General features: G+C 59.8%; 12 protein-coding genes and 1 other RNA gene. 5 read left to right on the forward strand and 8 right to left on the reverse strand.

Annotation, left to right across the window (positions count from 1 at the left end; all coding sequences use genetic code 11):
* Position 1: 1 nt before the first annotated feature.
* The 4 genes from hflK to BTN45_RS09055 form a co-directional block, all read right to left on the reverse strand.
* Positions 2-1,120 (reverse strand): FtsH protease activity modulator HflK, encoded by a 1,119-nt coding sequence (gene hflK, locus BTN45_RS09040; protein ID WP_207587332.1) that lies wholly within the window; start codon positions 1,118-1,120, stop codon positions 2-4.
* A 143-nt stretch (positions 1,121-1,263) separates the two neighbouring features.
* Complete coding sequence (locus BTN45_RS09045) at positions 1,264-1,791, reverse strand: dihydrofolate reductase (RefSeq protein WP_207587334.1); 528 nt, start codon at positions 1,789-1,791, stop codon at positions 1,264-1,266.
* Positions 1,788-2,582, reverse strand: coding sequence for a thymidylate synthase (locus BTN45_RS09050; RefSeq protein ID WP_207587336.1), 795 nt, complete (start codon positions 2,580-2,582; stop codon positions 1,788-1,790). Before BTN45_RS09050 ends, BTN45_RS09045 begins: the two co-directional genes overlap by 4 nt.
* Positions 2,583-2,681: 99 nt before the next feature.
* Complete coding sequence (locus BTN45_RS09055) at positions 2,682-2,990, reverse strand: DUF2853 family protein (RefSeq protein ID WP_004442740.1); 309 nt, start codon at positions 2,988-2,990, stop codon at positions 2,682-2,684.
* 142 nt (positions 2,991-3,132) lie between these two features.
* Between BTN45_RS09055 and ssrA the strand changes: the two genes are divergently transcribed.
* From ssrA to BTN45_RS09075, 4 genes are all read left to right on the forward strand, one after another.
* Positions 3,133-3,504, forward strand: a transfer-messenger RNA (tmRNA) gene (ssrA, locus tag BTN45_RS09060).
* 230 nt (positions 3,505-3,734) lie between these two features.
* Positions 3,735-4,247: an SspB family protein gene (locus tag BTN45_RS09065; RefSeq protein ID WP_004442741.1), complete on the forward strand. Its 513-nt coding sequence runs from the start codon at positions 3,735-3,737 to the stop codon at positions 4,245-4,247.
* A 38-nt stretch (positions 4,248-4,285) separates the two neighbouring features.
* A complete protein-coding gene (locus tag BTN45_RS09070; RefSeq protein ID WP_035209709.1) occupies positions 4,286-4,489 on the forward strand; it encodes a DUF4169 family protein in 204 nt (67 codons plus the stop codon).
* Positions 4,490-4,595: 106 nt separating this feature from the next.
* Complete coding sequence (locus BTN45_RS09075; RefSeq protein ID WP_034498861.1) at positions 4,596-4,805, forward strand: ribbon-helix-helix domain-containing protein; 210 nt, start codon at positions 4,596-4,598, stop codon at positions 4,803-4,805.
* Between the two features lie 375 nt (positions 4,806-5,180).
* Here the strand turns inward: BTN45_RS09075 and BTN45_RS09080 are convergent, their stop codons facing one another.
* From BTN45_RS09080 to BTN45_RS09095, 4 genes are all read right to left on the reverse strand, one after another.
* Positions 5,181-8,882 carry an AsmA-like C-terminal region-containing protein gene (locus BTN45_RS09080; RefSeq protein WP_207587344.1) on the reverse strand — a complete coding sequence of 1,234 codons (3,702 nt, stop codon included), beginning with the start codon at positions 8,880-8,882 and terminating at the stop codon, positions 5,181-5,183.
* A 91-nt stretch (positions 8,883-8,973) separates the two neighbouring features.
* A complete protein-coding gene (locus tag BTN45_RS09085; protein ID WP_022556576.1) occupies positions 8,974-10,386 on the reverse strand; it encodes an FAD-linked oxidase C-terminal domain-containing protein in 1,413 nt (470 codons plus the stop codon).
* 131 nt (positions 10,387-10,517) lie between these two features.
* Positions 10,518-13,667, reverse strand: coding sequence for an efflux RND transporter permease subunit (locus tag BTN45_RS09090; RefSeq protein WP_207587346.1), 3,150 nt, complete (start codon positions 13,665-13,667; stop codon positions 10,518-10,520).
* Positions 13,664-14,830 (reverse strand): efflux RND transporter periplasmic adaptor subunit, encoded by a 1,167-nt coding sequence (locus tag BTN45_RS09095; protein ID WP_112766560.1) that lies wholly within the window; start codon positions 14,828-14,830, stop codon positions 13,664-13,666. The genes BTN45_RS09090 and BTN45_RS09095 overlap by 4 nt, the downstream gene beginning before the upstream one ends.
* A 223-nt stretch (positions 14,831-15,053) precedes the next feature.
* Between BTN45_RS09095 and BTN45_RS09100 the strand changes: the two genes are divergently transcribed.
* Positions 15,054-15,464 (forward strand): carboxymuconolactone decarboxylase family protein, encoded by a 411-nt coding sequence (locus BTN45_RS09100; protein WP_153776168.1) that lies wholly within the window; start codon positions 15,054-15,056, stop codon positions 15,462-15,464.
* Positions 15,465-15,538: the final 74 nt, after the last annotated feature.

Consider the following 15,538-nt stretch of genomic DNA (forward strand, 5'->3'; position numbering starts at 1 on the left):
ATCAGTTGCCTCCCTGCGGTGCTGCGCCCGGATTGTTGCGCATGATCTCGTTCAGAGGCAGATAAGGCACCACGCCCTGTTTTTCATCGATGATGATCTTGTTGGATCCCTTCAGGACCTGTTCCATCGTTTCCAGGAACATGCGCTGACGGGTCACGTCAGGCGCGGTGCGATACTGGTCATAGATGGAGACAAAGCGCTGCGCCTCACCATGCGCCTCGTTGACGACGCGCGACTTGTAGGCGTTCGCCTCTTCGAGGATCTGCGCGGCCTGACCGCGAGCAGCGCCGAGCTTCTGGTTGGCGTATTGATTGGCTTCCTGAACGAAGCGGTCTTCGTCCTGCTCGGCACGCTGCACTTCATCAAACGCGTCGGCCACTTCACGCGGCGGCGCCGCATCTTCGATGGCCACGGCATTGATGGAAATGCCGGCGCCATAACCGTCCATGGTGGACTGGATGATGGTGCGCACATCCGCCGCAATTGCCTGACGGTTATCGCGGAAGATATCCTGCGCCGGACGACGGCCGACGACTTCGCGCATGGCGCTTTCGGAAACCTGCTGCAGCGTCTCGGCCGGGCTGTCGACGTTGAAGAGATAGGATTTCGGATCGGAAACCGTATAGAGCACCGAGAACTGAACGTTGACGATGTTCTGGTCGCCGGTGAGCATCACGCCGCTCGACGAAGACGACGAGGCCCGCGAACCGATATTCTGCTGCTGCTCGGTGACCTTGACGATTTCAACCGTCTCGATCGGCCACAGATGGAAATGCAGACCGGGCATCGAGATTTCGTCCTTCGGACGGCCGAAACGCAGCTCCACGCCGCGCTCGTCCGGCTGGACGGTGTAGATGGACTGGATGCCGAGGAAAACCAGCACGACGAGAACCACAATGGCAACTGCGCCGCCATTGAAACCGCCGGGCAGCACATTTTTGAAACGGTCCTGGCTGCGCCGGATGATCTCTTCCAGATCGGGCGGACCGCCATTGCCGCCGCCGCCGCCGCGAGGCCGGTTAGGCCCCTGCCCCCACGGGCCGCCACCGCCACCCTGGTTGTTTCCTCCACCGCCGCCGCCCCATGGGCCGCCGCCGCCATTCTGATTGCTCCAGGGCATCAATACCTCTTTATAAAAGCCTCTCCCGGTTCCGTTCGAAAGCGATTGCTCGCGTGCGGCGGGAATATCGACCCGTTATAGGAAGGAGAAGCGTTCGTTTCAACGCAGAGGTGGTAACTAAATACCCAATCTGGGTAAATAGTTCACTTTGCCGCGGCTCTCCGCATATACGTGGTAAACAGAACGGGATAATTGTCCTTTTCCCCAGCGGGAGCCGGGATTTCCTCGGTTTTCTCAAAAACGACGGGATCGATCTCCGGGAAAAAAGTGTCGCCATCGAGCTTTACCGCGACGTGGGTGACGGAAAGTTGATCGGCGAAGGGCATGACCTGACGGTAGATCTCTCCACCACCGGCTACGAAGACCTCATCCACGCGGAGTTCCGCAGCCTTGCTTTTGGCGAGCTTCAAGGCCTCCTCCAGTGAGGAGACGACATCGACACCCTGCGGCCGGTAATCGGCATTACGACTGACGATGATATGCGGGCGGCCGGGCAACGGACGCTCGCCGACGGATAAAAACGTCTTGCGGCCCATGATGAGCGGCTTGCCCATCGTCATCGCCTTGAAGCGCTTGAGGTCGGTGGAAAGCTTCCACGGCATGTCGAGGTCGCGGCCGATGACGCCGTTCTCGGACACTGCGACGATGATGATGATACGCGGCTCGGTCATACCGCGATCGGTGCCTTGATGCTTGAATCGGCCTCGTAGTTTTCCAGCGTAAAGTCTTCGAACTTAAAGCCGAAAAGGTCCTTGACATCAGGATTGAGGCGCATCGTCGGCAAGGCCTTCGGCGTGCGAGTCATCTGCAGCCGCGCCTGTTCGAAATGGTTGGCATAGATATGCGCATCACCGAGCGTGTGGACGAAATCGCCCGGTTTCAGACCAACCACCTGCGCGACCATCAGCGTCAAAAGAGCATAGGACGCGATGTTGAACGGCACGCCGAGGAAAATATCGGCGGAACGCTGGTAAAGCTGGCAGGAGAGCTTTCCGTCAGCAACATAGAACTGGAACAGGCAGTGGCAGGGCGGCAGCGCCATCTCGTCCACCAGCGCCGGGTTCCAGGCGGAGACAATATGACGGCGCGAGTTCGGGTTGGTTTTCAGGCCCTCGATCAGAAGCGCGATCTGGTCGATGTGGCGTCCGTCCGGCGCGGGCCAAGACCGCCACTGTGCGCCATAGACCGGGCCTAGATCGCCGTTCTCATCGGCCCATTCATCCCAGATGGAAACGCCGTTTTCCTTGAGATAGGCGATATTGGTATCGCCGTTCAGGAACCACAGGAGTTCATAGATAATGGACCGCAGATGCAGCTTCTTGGTGGTGAGGACCGGAAACCCCTCTGCAAGGTCGAAACGCATCTGGTAACCGAACACCGAGCGCGTGCCGGTGCCGGTGCGGTCTCCGCGGTCGGAGCCGGTTTCCATCACATGCCGGAGAAGATAGAGATATTGTTTCATGCGTTCTGCCGCCGATTCCCTGATATCAGGCAGATATAATAGCACAGGGCGGCAGAACCAATCACCGGGGAAACGCTTATCCCCGTTTTTCCGGGAAAATCAGAGCGACTGAAGCTTTCCGAGTTCCTTGGCGACCAGGTAATAAAAGGTCACGCGCGATTTTGAGCGGTCGGCGGCCATGGCTTTCGCAACGGCATCGATTGCCTTGTCGGCGCTGTCATCGGTGACACCAAGCTTCTTGCCGCACCAGCTCGCCTTCACACGTGCAAGCTCTTCCGGATCGGACGCGGACACCAGCGAGGAATCCCGGTTGCGCAGGGCAATGCCGAGATGTTTGACGATCTTGCCAACAACGGCTTCGTCGGCTGCTGCATCGTATTTCTTCACATCTGCGAGATAGTCAGTCATGTCCACTCCTTCGTGTGTCCCCGGCCCGGTGTTGCTTCTAATGACCGGTTGCAGGGAGAATGAGACAGCAATCCCTCGTCGTCAAGAATTGTCTAAATTGCCGGCGTCAAACACGAAACCTTTTCATCGAATTGTCATCTCCCCCCTTTTCTCAGCCGGTCGAAACGCCTATATGAGCCTTGCCGGGGCAACCCGGCTATGGCGATAAACGGTCGGTGTAATAAACCTATTGGACCCGGGGGCGGTACCCGGCGCCTCCACCAAAAACCGGCGGCTTTAAGATGAAAGGCCGGCTTTTGATGGGGGCGAAATAGGATCGACAAGGGTGTAAAGATCGAACTTTTGCTCGGCATGATACCGCCGTTATCGGGTCACAAGTGTAGTTGCAAACGACAACAACGCTAAGGAATACGCTCTCGCTGCCTAATGGCGGTGCGGGAATTCCGCTCTAAAGCCCTCACGGTTAGCCCCGTGAGGCGGGGTTCGGAGGTACCTGGCAACAGAAACCTCCACCTTCTCCATTTTGCCTGAATTGGTTATATGATAGCTGACTTGCGGACAGCATCGGCTTTTCCATTGCTGCCGTTCGGGACATTGCGTATACTTGAGCAAAGCGTAACCATCCGGATCGGAATTGATCCCGGCTCAAGGATTACGCAGAGATTCAAAGTGTTACAGCGTCCTTGGTACCCAAGGCGCGCCGCGCATGAAAAAGACGTTCGAATAAGGGAAAGACAGGACCGCATGGGGCAGGATCATATCCGTTACGACATTCTCGCACAGGATGCCCTTCGCGGCGTTATTCGTAAGGTATTGGGCGAAGTGGCCGCCACCGGCCGACTGCCCGGCGACCACCATTTCTTCATTACCTTCTTGACCGGTGCGCCCGGTGTGCGGATTTCGCAGCACCTCAAGGCGAAATATGCCGAGCAGATGACCATTGTCATCCAGCATCAATTCTGGGACCTGAAGGTCACCGAAACCGGCTTCGAAATCGGTCTCTCCTTCTCCGATACACCGGAAAAGCTCGTCATTCCCTATAATGCCATCCGCGGTTTCTACGATCCTTCCGTAAATTTCGAACTTGAGTTCGATGTCCCCCTGGCGGACGAGGAAGAAGCGGAAGACGCGGAAATCACCGCATATCCGGTGTCGCACGAGGCGAAGCCGGCTTCCGCTTCCGAAACGCCCAAGGCCGGCGAGGAAAAGAAGGAAGGCTCCGTCGTCTCGCTGGATGCTTTCCGCAAGAAGCAATAACGCCTGCCTGAGCGCGAAACCCGAGGAGACGTATCCGCATGGCCGCCGATATCGTCAATCTGCGCCAGTTCCGGAAGCAGAAAGCCCGCAGCGAAAAAGAAAAACAGGCGGAGCAGAACCGCCTGTCCTTCGGACGCACCAAAGCCGAAAAGAACCTCACATCAGCCCTGAATGAAAAGGCCGAAAAGGCGCTTGACCAGGGCCGGCTCGAAAACGACGCTCACGAGCCCCGGAAGGACTGAGACCGGCCTGCCGAGGGACAGACAGAGCCAGCAAATCGGAAAAGAATCTTAAAACAGGGGCTTGCCGGCAAAACATGATTCAGATTTCCAGCCAAAGACCGATCTGATGATCCGCAAGCATTCTGCGACGTTGCACGGCCACCGGACCAGTATTTCGCTTGAGGACGCCTTTTGGGACGAGCTGAAAATCATCGCGGAGAGACGCAAGATCAGTTTCGCAGCCCTGCTGGCCGAAATCGATGACAACCGCCCCTCCGACAGCAATCTGTCTTCGTCGCTACGCGTTTATGTGCTGAACTGGCTCAAGACGCGGTAAATTGGCGACGGAGTCACCCGGCGACGCCAGCCCCGCAATTTATATTCGCCGACTACAAAACATTCCCGCCGAAAACTGGTAACGCTGCGAAAGTATTCATTAAACATTCGCGGACTAATCTGCGCTGCAAGGCATTCCCGTATTGCGTAGCCTTGTTTCCAGCATTTGTCCGAAACCTCCCCGTCCAGACATCCCCCGATGGGGATACCCATGGTTTCTCCGGGAGCAGCATAGCTTTCTCCCCTTCATTCACTGCCTCTTCAACCGTTTCGGACCTGAAAATCCGGATTGCGGGGTGGCAACCGGAGCCTGTCCAGACCGCGGACATGGAACCGAAGAAGAAATGAAAAGCGACGCCGAGCCCTTTTCGGAAATTTACGGATTGGCGGGAGCATTTTCCGGGGCGAGTTCCCGGATTGCATTTTCCGTCGGTGGCACCACCAGAACCGGTGCTGACTGCGGCTGCGGCACGGGCTGCTGCTGCTGTTGCTGCTGCAACCGTTCCTGCTGTTCCTTTTCCTGCCGCAGACGTTCTTCGGTAGCAGCCTTCAGCCGCGCTTCTTCCTCTGCCTTCGCCTTGGCTTCCGCCTCCGCCCGTTCCTTCTCCGCCTGCCGCTCGGCCGCCTGGAAACGATAAAGCGCCACTTCGCGGCGCAGGCGTTGCTTTTCAAGAACGCTTGCCTGCATTGCCTCCACCCTGCGCCGCTCCTTTTCGAAGGCCCGCAGGGACAGGTAGTTGGTGAGCGCCGAAACGTCGGTCGTCAGGGCTGGCGCAGCAAGCGGACCGTTGTAATTCAGGCGCAAAGACGGCTCGGCGCCGGCAACCGTTTCGGTGCCGGGATTGAACAGGAGATCGAAGTCGCCATTCACCGTGAAAGCAGCAAGATCAACCGTCGCATCGGCTGTCAGCGTCAATGGATCGATCGCCGCCCGCAAATTCTGGAAATGCAGCGCACCACCATTCACCGAGAACGGCAGGGATACATCGCCGAGCCCGATCTCGCCCTGCCACAGGCTCTGGTCCACCAGCGGCCGAACTTTCGGAGCATCGATCGGCTGCAGCAAGCCATCCGCCGCCTGCAGGATTGGCGGCAGGGCACCGGGATTGAGCCCCTTCAGCACCAGCCCGCTGGCCCGGATTTCACCCGAGCCACCCGCTGATTTCAGCATTTCACCAACGCTTTTGCCGGTCGATTCTGCCGTGAGATCAATGGCCACGCGGCCGGTCGCAACCGGACCGTTCGCATTCGCCCAAAGGATCGGCTCCGGATTGGCGTCGGTTACCGCGATCTTGGTGCGGAAAATGCCCGCCCCCTCGCCCGTGGACATCGCAAACCGTCCCGCAATCTTGCCGCCCATGAAGCCGCCGGTGATGTCGTCGAGTGCGAGACTGCCCGAATCATGCGTTACCTTGGCCGTCAGACCCGTGACCGTGCCGAAAGGTCCGGCCTCGAAGCTTTCCGCCTTGAGCGACAGAGACGCCTTGAGCTGCGGGAAGGCCGGCATGGCCAGCGGCTTGGCATTGAGGCCCCCGGTTTCCGGATCGATCACCGGACCATAGATTGCGTCGCCAAGCCAGGCGAGATCGGCGGTCCGGACCGCCAGATCACCGCTGACGGAATGGGGCGCGGCGCGTTCGAACGTCAGATTGCCGGAGAAGGGATTACCGCCTGCCTGTCCGCCGACAGAAGAAAGCGCAATTTTTTGTCCATCCACCGCAACTTTCGCATTGGCCTTCACCGCCATGCCCCCACCGAGCTGCGGCAGCCCAACGGCATTCATGATCAGATAGGGCTCGATATCAGCGCTTTCGAGGACGACATCGGCGCTGCCCTCGCCGAAATTGGCGGCTGAAAGGGCAAAGGAGCCGTTCGCCGAAAAATGTGTGCGTTCCGTCGAGAAGCGGATATCTGTCTGTGCCGGCGCGCCGAGCGTGCCATTGAGCTTGACGGACAGGAGGCCCTCGCCGTCAGCGTCGAAGGGCAACGGGTCAAGCCCGGCCTGGCCGAACAGGATGGCCGTCGACTGGTTTTTCAAGACAGCTTCCAGTGACATGGCCGTGTCATCGGTGATCGACAGGAAATCCGGCATCTTGGCGACGGCGGACAGCCGGCTGCCGTTGACGGTACCGGAGACGGCAACATTGGCGCCGCCGTTTTCGCTGTTGACCGAGACATCCATTGCCAGGTCGGAATTGGCGTACCATGGCGCGCTGGCCGCCAGGCGGCTGAGGAAGGGATGAGCAGGCAGTTTCTGCTGCAGCATCGTGAAGAACGGCTGCATATCCGCCGCGTGCAGGTTCACCGTGCCCTTGCCCGCATATTTCAGCAACGACCCCTGCAATTCGCCTCTTGCCCTGACCTCTGCACCGGCGATATCGCCGGCCGTCATATTTTCCAGCGAAAGAACCCCGCCCGCCATCGTGAAGGCGGTCTCGACATGATTGGCGGTCACCCCGGCTATGTTGAACCGGTCGGCCTTGAACTTCGCAGTAATGCGGTGGTCGAGAACCGAGCTTCCGACCTGATCGCCAAGCGCCAGACTGCCGAGTGCCTTCAGCGCGTCCAGGTCGATTTCGTTGCCCGCAAGATCGATCGAAAGATTGGAGGTCTTGCCGTCGGAGCGCCGTTCCAGCTCGCCTTTCAGCGACGCGTCGCCGATGGCGAGCTCCAGATTGTCGAAGCGCTGGTTCAGCGTCGTCAACGAGACATCGGCAGAAAAGCCGGCGGCATTGAGTTGCCGGATGGCCGGATCGACGGAGCCGGAAAGCCAGTTCGCCAGCCCCGAAGGCTGGTTGGACGCAACGAGCATATTGCCGTTGAAGGCCGGACCACCAAGCAGGGTCAACGATCCCTTGGCCTCCAGCTGGGTTCTTCCTGGCAACGTCGCCACCGCATTCACCACCTGCCAGCCGCTGCCCTGCGGCCGAACATCCAGCCGGATGTCACGAATGGTCGTGTCGTCGGAAACGAGGGCGGGAAGGCTGATGCTCGCCTTGCCCGGCACCGGCGGTACGGGAATGCGCGCCACCATGGCGGCAAAGGCCTCGATGCGCTGGCGCACGGAAACGGTGGGCTGGCGCGAGGTCTTGCCCGTCTGCACGACAGGCGGCGCAAAACGTGCGACATCGATCTGCTGGCCATCGGCCGTCAGCAGGAATTCGGGTTTGGCCCCGGTATCGAGCGTCGCCTCTCCGGTCACGACGTAGGGATTTTCGTTACCGCCGAGTTCCATGCGGTAGCTCGGTATCCGCACGCTCTCATTGGTCAGTTCAAAACTGCCGCGGGTGCGCGGCGAGGAGAAGAGCGATTGCCCGGGCTGTTTCTGCTTTTCGTCTTCCCTGAAGCTGAAAGAAAACGAACCGCTATAGGCGGGCTTTCCCGCCGCTGCGGCGATGACGCCATCCAGATCGACCTCGACGGGATGCTCATCCGGCACGACGCGGACGCGAAGGCCCATGCGGCCATTGGCATAATCAGGTTCGCTGCTTGAGAGGGAGAAAGAGCCGGGATGCCCGTCGACGGCAGCCCGCCCGTCCGCCTTCCATGGTCCGGCCAGCGAATTGGCGGACATATCGGCGGTAAGACCGGTGATCAGGCGGTTGCGGCCCGATTGCTCGTCGATGAACTCGATCTGGCCGCCCTCAATCTGCACGCTTTCCAGAACCACGGTTCGGGCGGGAATTTCCGCGCGGCTGCCGCGCATCCAGTCCAGCGTGCCGTCTTTCAGCAGCCTGATCTTCGCCTTGGGTTCCTCGATGCGCATGTCAAAGATGCGCGCCTCGCCGGAAAGGAAGGGCGCGAGCTCGGCGTCCATGGAAAAACGAGCGACCTGGATGAGCGGCGATCCATCGGCATCCGTCCCGGCCCGGACATCATGCAACGTTACCGAAGGGAACGGCAGGATGCGGGCCTCGACGCGGCCATGCACGACAACCTTCTTGCCGAGAATACGGCTCGCCTGGTCCTCAAAATCACGGCGGAAATCCGTCCAGTCGACGAAATAGGGAATAAGCAGCGCCGAAAACAGCACCACCGCCAGCAGTCCGCCCAGAAAAACCAGAATACGCCCGAGCACTGACCTGCATCTCCCTTCACGAACGCTGCAAACCTATTCTTTTTTGCCTTAACGGCAAGCAGCCTTTTGTACCAATCAAATGTGAGAACGATCAGACAAGACGGAACAACTTGCCCGGATTGAAAATGTTGTCCGGGTCGAGCGACATTTTGATGGCGCGCATCACATCCAATGCATTGCCGGCCTCTTCGGCGAGGAAACTCATCTTGCCCTGTCCTATGCCGTGTTCGCCGGTGCAGGTTCCGTCCATGGCGATGGCGCGGCGGTTGAGACGGGCAACGAAGGCTTCGGTTTTCGCTACGCTTTCCGCATCTTTTCCATCGAACAGAATAAGGACATGAAAGTTCCCGTCGCCGGCATGGCCGACGATCGGTGCGAGAAAGCCGTTTTCCTGGATATCCAGCTGCGTTTCAACCACGCAATCCGCCAGCCTCGAAATCGGCACGCAGACATCGGTGGAAAGCCCGTCGAGGTGGGGCGCAAGCGCCCGCGAGGCCCAATAGGCGTCGTGCCGCGCCTTCCAGAGCTTGTTGCGTTCGGCGGCATCGCTTGTCCAGCGGAAGTCGATGCTTCCGCATTCAGCCGCGATTTCTGCGAACTGCTGCGATTGTAGCGCCGCCGTCTCCTCGGTGCCGTGGAACTCCACGAAAAGCGTCGGCTTCTCCGCATAGTTCAGGCCGGAATAGGCATTGCAGGCCCGGACCTGGACCTCATCGAGCAATTCGATACGGGCAACCGGAACCCCCATCTGGATCGTCATGATGACGGCATCGCAGGCCGCCTTGATGCTGTCGAATGTGCAGACGCCGCCGGCGATCTTTTCCGGTATGCCCTGCAGCCGCAGCGTCACCGAAGTGATGACGCCGAGCGTCCCCTCGGCCCCCACGAAAAGCCGCGTCAGGTCATAGCCGGCAGACGACTTGCGAGCGCGGCGCGCGGTGCGGATTTCCTCGCCGTTGGCGACGACGGCGGTAACGGCGAGCACATTGTCCTTCATCGTGCCGTAACGCACGGCATTTGTGCCGGAAGCGCGTGTCGAGGCCATGCCGCCGATCGAGGCATTGGCGCCGGGATCGATCGGGAAGAACAGGCCGGTATCGCGCAGATAGACATTGAGGTCCTCGCGCGTCACGCCCGGCTCCACCGTCACATCAAGATCTTCGGCATTCACCTCAATGATGCGATTCATCCGGCTGAAATCGATGCAGATTCCGCCGCTGGGCGCATTCACCTGCCCTTCCAGCGAAGACCCCGTCCCAAACGGAATCACCGGCACCTTATATTGCGAGCAGACCTTCACGACGGCCTTCACATCATCAGCACTCTCGGCAAAAACGACGCCGTCAGGCGCCTGGAGCGTCAGATAGGTGGTGGTGTGGCCGTGCTGCTCCCGGAACGCCTGTCCGGTCTGGAGCCTGTCGCCGAGTTGCTGCTTCAAAACGGCGAGCGCAGACGCAATGCCCTCTTCGTTACGCTTTCCCGCCACCACATCTTTCAACGCCATCGTCCGTCTCCACCGCAACATCAGCCCGTAAAGGATTCGATCCGTTACGAAATTCCGTCAGGTGGTATGGGATAAGGTTAACGCTTTGTCCAGCCGCGCAATGGCGCCAGACGGCAAGGCGGCAACCGTTTTTATTCCGCAGCAAGCAGCGGCTTGTCTTCCTCCAGCGCCTTGCGGCGGGCGGCAAGTTCCAGTTCGCGGTGAAGGCGGATTTCCTCATCCGCTTGCGGTTTGGCGAAGCGGGCGATCAGCAGGTAGGAGACCGGTGTGATGTAAAGCGTCACCAGCGTCGCGAAGCCGAGGCCGCCGACGATGACCCAGCCGAGCGCGATGCGCGCCTCGGCGCCTGCTCCCTGCGCCAGAACCAGCGGCACGCCGCCAAGGATGGTCGCGATCATCGTCATCATGACCGGACGCAGACGGATGCTGGTGGCTTTTTCGATAGCTTCCCGCACGGTTGCGCCCTGATCGCGCAGGTGGTTGGCGAATTCAACAATCAGGATACCGTTCTTCGCCATGACGCCAACGAGCAGCACGAGGCCGATCTGGCTGTAAACATTGAGGCTTGAGCCGGTGACGAGCAGCGCGATGACGGCACAGGCGAGGCCGAGCGGCACCGTTGACATGATGATGATCGAACTCAGCACGCTTTCGAACTGCGCGGCAAGCACGAGGAAGATGATGGCAATCGCGAAACCGAAGGTCAGCAGCATGCCGCTCGAATTCTCCTCCAGTGTCGCAGCCTCACCCAGCGGCAGCAAGCGTGCACCGGGCGGCAGGACGGATTGCGAGAGCTCGTTCACCTTTTGCAGCGCCTCGCCCAGCGAAACGCCGTCCTTGAGGTTGGCGGTAAAGCCGACGGAGGGAAGCTGCTGTTCGCGGTTGAGCTGCGGCGCGACCGCATTTTCCTTGAGCGACGCGATGACCGACATCGGCACGATCTTGCCGTCGCCCGTCTTCAGGAAGACATTCTCAAGATCGGTCGGATCATTGATCGGCCGGGTGGAGGACAGGAGCCGCACCGGGATCGCATCGCCATCCACGAAGACGTCGACAATCGAGCGCCCTTCCAGCAGCGACTGCATGGCGCGAGAGAGGCCGGTGATGTCGATGCCGAGATCAGACGCGCGCTCACGGTCGATGGAGACCGAAATCTGCGCCTGATTGGGTTCGTTGTCGAAACGTGGCGTATCAAACAGGCCGCTTTCTTCCATGGAAAGCAGCAATTTCTGCGTCGCCTCTGTCAGCGCCGCATAATTGCTGCCGACCATCGCCATCTGCAATCCGTTGCCGGCGCCGCGAATGCGGAGGCTGTTCGGCTGCATCGCGTTGCCCCGCAACGCCGGAACCTTGTTGGCGGCAGAGGTAACATCGGCAGCGATCTGGTTCTGCGTGCGATCTCGGTCGGCCCAGGGCGCCAGCGTCAGCACCATGAAGCCGGTATTGGACGAGCCGTTCATGCCAGTGATGGAGTAGATGTTACGGATTTCCGCGCTGTCGCGTAGCGGCTGCAGGTTTTCCTCGATCCGCTGCAACTGGTCGCGGGTATATTCGAGGCTCACACCCTGCGGCGCGGTGACCCGCATCATGATAGAGGCGCGGTCCTCGCGCGGCGTCAATTCACTCTGGATCATGCCGAAGGCGATCCATGACAGGCCGGAAAAGATGAGCGCAACGACGATGACGATGAGGGGGTTGTTGAGGCAGGCGGACAGCGTCGACTTGTATGTGGAGGCAAAGACATTACCGAACCAGGCGAGCGGCCCGGTCGGCTCTTTCAACCCCTCCTTCAGCATGCGCGAAGCAAGCATCGGGCACAGCGTCAGTGCCACGATGGAGGACAAACCCACCGCGAAGGCCAGCACAAAACCGAATTCACGGAACAGGCCGCCAAGCTGACCCGGCAGGAAAGAAAGCGGAATGAACACGGCAGCCAGCGTCGCCGTCGTCGCGATGACGGCGAAAAACACCTCCTGCGTGCCGAGAACGGCAGCGGCCCGGGGGCCCATGCCTTCCGCCCGGCGGCGCACGATATTTTCCAGCACCACGATGGCGTCGTCGACAACGAGACCAGTCGCCAGAACGATGGCGAGCAGTGTGAGGATATTGACGGAGAAGCCGACCATATAAATGGCGACGATGGTGCCAATCAGCGCCACCGGCATGGTGATCGCCGGAATGAGGGTGGCGCGCCAGTCGCGCAGGAAGAGATAAAGCACCACAACGACGATGATCGCCGAGAGCCCCAGCGCCAGTTCGACCTCGTGCAGCGCGCCTTCGATGAAGACGGCATCGTCACTGGTCACGACGACACGCGTGCCCTCCGGCAGATTGGCCGACATGGCGTCGACGGCGGCTTTCACACCGGTCGATATACTGAGCGTGTTTGACTGTGCCTGGCGGATGATGCCAAGACCGACGCCCTGAACGCCGTTCGAGCGCAGCGACGTGGATTCGTCGTCCGCCCCCAGCATGACGGTCGCCACGTCCCTGAGGCGGATATTGTTCTTGATGAGAAGATTGGAAAAATCCTCGGGCTTTGTCAGGCTCGCGGTCGCGCGCACGACGATATCCTGCGTCGTGCTTTTCAGCGAACCCGCCGGGACATCGAGGGCAGCGCTTGCAAGCGCGTTGGAAACATCGGTCACCGTCAGACCGCGGCTCGCCAATGCTGCCTGATTGAGATCGACGCGAAAGACCTTTTCCTGGTCGCCGTAAAGCTCCACATCGGCCACACCATCGACGGCAGCCAGACGGTCGATGATTTCGTCATCCACCAGCTTTGTCAGGTCTTCCATACCGAGCGTGGACGAGGTGACGGCAAGCCGCATGATCGGCTGGCTGTCGGAATCCGCCTTGATGATTTGCGGCTCGTCAGCATCGTCAGGCAACTGGTTGGTGACGCGGCCAATGGCATCGCGCACATCATTGGCCGCAACGGCCATGTCGACATTGTCGCCGAATTCCATCGTCACGCGGCTGGTGCCGAATTGTGAGTTGGACGCGATGGATTTGATGCCGCTGACACGCGCCACCGCACCTTCGATGGTCTGCGTTACCTCCTGATCGATCGTTTCAGGCGCGGCACCTTCATACGTGGTCCTGACGCTTATCGTCGGCCGGTCGACGTCGGGCAGTTCGCGCACTTCGACGCCGACCAGAGCCGCGAGGCCGGCAACGACCAGCAGCGTGTTAAGGACCGCCGCCAGAATTGGCCGACGCACGAACAATGCGGTAAAGGCGAGCTTGGAATCCTGACCGGAAGGCGGCTGGGTCGTCATTGGCTGGCAACCTCCTCGGGCTTGGGCTGGTTTCCGACCCGCACCGCCCCGCCTTCGCGCACGCGCTGCAGGCCCTCAATCACGACAGGTTCGCCTTCCGCCAGTTCAGCCTTGACGAGAACGGCATCCGGGTTGCGCTGCACGATCTGCACCCGCACCTTGTTGGATTTATTGTCAGCCACACGCCAGACATAGGAGCCTTCCGCATCCCACTGCACGGCCAGCGGATCAACCGAGGCATAAGTTTCCCCGGCGAAGCGCATGGTGACGCCGAATGACATGCCCGCCCTCAACTCATCCTTCTCATTTCCGAACTTTGCCCGGATGCGGATGGTGCGGCTCGCCTCGTCGACACGGTTGTCGACGGCCTCGATCTCCCCCTTAAAAGTCTCACCCGGGCGCGAAATCGACGTGGCCTCCACCGGCATGCCGACCTTGATCGCAGTCGCAAAACGCTCGGGAGCCCAGAAATTGACGAGAATTTCAGACCGGTCGTCAATGCTGACAATGGTGGATTGCGTCGTGACATTGTCACCGATATTGGCGGCGACGATACCGGCCACGCCTTCGATGGGCGCGACGATATCACGCCGCTTGAGATTGAGTTCGGCGGTGCTCAGCGCAAGCTTGGCGGCTTCTTCGGCAATCTGGGCATCCAGCACGTCGAGGCGGGAAACGGACTTCAAATTCTTGTAGGAATTGGATTTTTCGACGGCGCTGCGCAGCGCCACCTGCGCCTTGTCGCGTTCGATCACCTGCTCCTCGTCATCGAGCCGCGCCAGCACCTGCCCCTTCACGACGCGTGCACCGGACGATGTACGAATTTCAGAAAGCGTGCCGGAAACCTGCGGCATGACGACGACGGACTGGATCGCCTCGCCATTGCCGATGGCGTTCAACCGGTCGTTGACCGTGCCTTTCTTCACAGGGGCGGTCACAACCAGTGTGGCGTTATTGTTGCGGCGTGCGCCACCCGCATTCTGTCCCGTCGGCGCGCCGGCCGCCGATCCGCCGGCTGCGGCGACTTCGACCGAAGCAGCGGGTGCTTTGACCAGCCCGATGCTGGCGAGCATATTGCGGGCGTCGGGCGAATAGACGCCCCAGAGACAGAGACCTGCCCCCACCACGGCCAGACTGACACCCACCTGTTTCCAGACCCGCATATAGTTCTCCGGTTGATCATCGCAGCATAAGAAAGCCCCTGAAGCTCAGGCTTCGGGACATCAGCAGTATTCCCCGTCGTTTAGAACGAGGCAACGCACAAATACGTTTCTTACGTAATTGTAATTTGTGATGGATTCTCGTCGAACACACCATAAACGCTATATTATCGCAAATATTGTTCAGCGCGGTAGTCTGTCAGCACGAAATGAGCCGGAGGAAGCCATGAGCACCGTCACGAAAACACAAAATCCCGAAGCCGATCCGCGCGTGAAAGCGGTGTTCGATGATATCCGCACCACCCGCAAATCGGACTTCATCAACAATATGTGGCTTTACCTCACCTTTGATCCTGATCTTCTGGAAAAGACATGGGCCGAGGTCAAGGCGGTGATGGCGACACCCTCGGCGCTCGACCCGCTGGTGAAGGAAATGCTTTACATCGCAGTGTCCGTCACCAATGGCTGCTCCTATTGTGCCCATTCCCATACGGCGGCCGCGAAAGCCAAGGGCATGACGAATGAACAGCATGCCGATCTGATGCGGATTATCGCGCTCGCCGCCAAGACCAACCAGCTTGCGGTGGCCCTTCAAGTGCCTGTCGATGCCGCTTTTGATGCCGATCAGAGGGCATGAACCCGAAATAATGCCTTGGAATAGGCATTTTGAGCAGCGATACCGGAATAAAAGCAGAACACGGTTCTGGCCTT

Source organism: Rhizobium sp. ZX09, assembly GCF_017357485.1.
In the GTDB taxonomy this organism is placed as follows: Bacteria; Pseudomonadota; Alphaproteobacteria; order Rhizobiales; family Rhizobiaceae; genus Agrobacterium; species Agrobacterium pusense.

What these genes read in the sequence shown, in the direction of transcription:
- BTN45_RS09075 (WP_034498861.1), top strand. Translation starts at nt 4,596, where the DNA reads ATGATCCGCAAGCATTCTGCGACGTTGCACGGCCACCGGACCAGTATT.
- BTN45_RS09095 (WP_112766560.1), bottom strand. Translation starts at nt 14,830, where the DNA reads ATGCGGGTCTGGAAACAGGTGGGTGTCAGTCTGGCCGTGGTGGGGGCA.
- BTN45_RS09055 (WP_004442740.1), bottom strand. Translation starts at nt 2,990, where the DNA reads ATGACTGACTATCTCGCAGATGTGAAGAAATACGATGCAGCAGCCGAC.
- BTN45_RS09065 (WP_004442741.1), top strand. Translation starts at nt 3,735, where the DNA reads ATGGGGCAGGATCATATCCGTTACGACATTCTCGCACAGGATGCCCTT.
- BTN45_RS09100 (WP_153776168.1), top strand. Translation starts at nt 15,054, where the DNA reads ATGAGCACCGTCACGAAAACACAAAATCCCGAAGCCGATCCGCGCGTG.
- BTN45_RS09085 (WP_022556576.1), bottom strand. Translation starts at nt 10,386, where the DNA reads ATGGCGTTGAAAGATGTGGTGGCGGGAAAGCGTAACGAAGAGGGCATT.
- hflK (WP_207587332.1), bottom strand. Translation starts at nt 1,120, where the DNA reads ATGCCCTGGAGCAATCAGAATGGCGGCGGCGGCCCATGGGGCGGCGGC.
- BTN45_RS09045 (WP_207587334.1), bottom strand. Translation starts at nt 1,791, where the DNA reads ATGACCGAGCCGCGTATCATCATCATCGTCGCAGTGTCCGAGAACGGC.
- BTN45_RS09090 (WP_207587346.1), bottom strand. Translation starts at nt 13,667, where the DNA reads ATGACGACCCAGCCGCCTTCCGGTCAGGATTCCAAGCTCGCCTTTACC.
- BTN45_RS09070 (WP_035209709.1), top strand. Translation starts at nt 4,286, where the DNA reads ATGGCCGCCGATATCGTCAATCTGCGCCAGTTCCGGAAGCAGAAAGCC.
- BTN45_RS09050 (WP_207587336.1), bottom strand. Translation starts at nt 2,582, where the DNA reads ATGAAACAATATCTCTATCTTCTCCGGCATGTGATGGAAACCGGCTCC.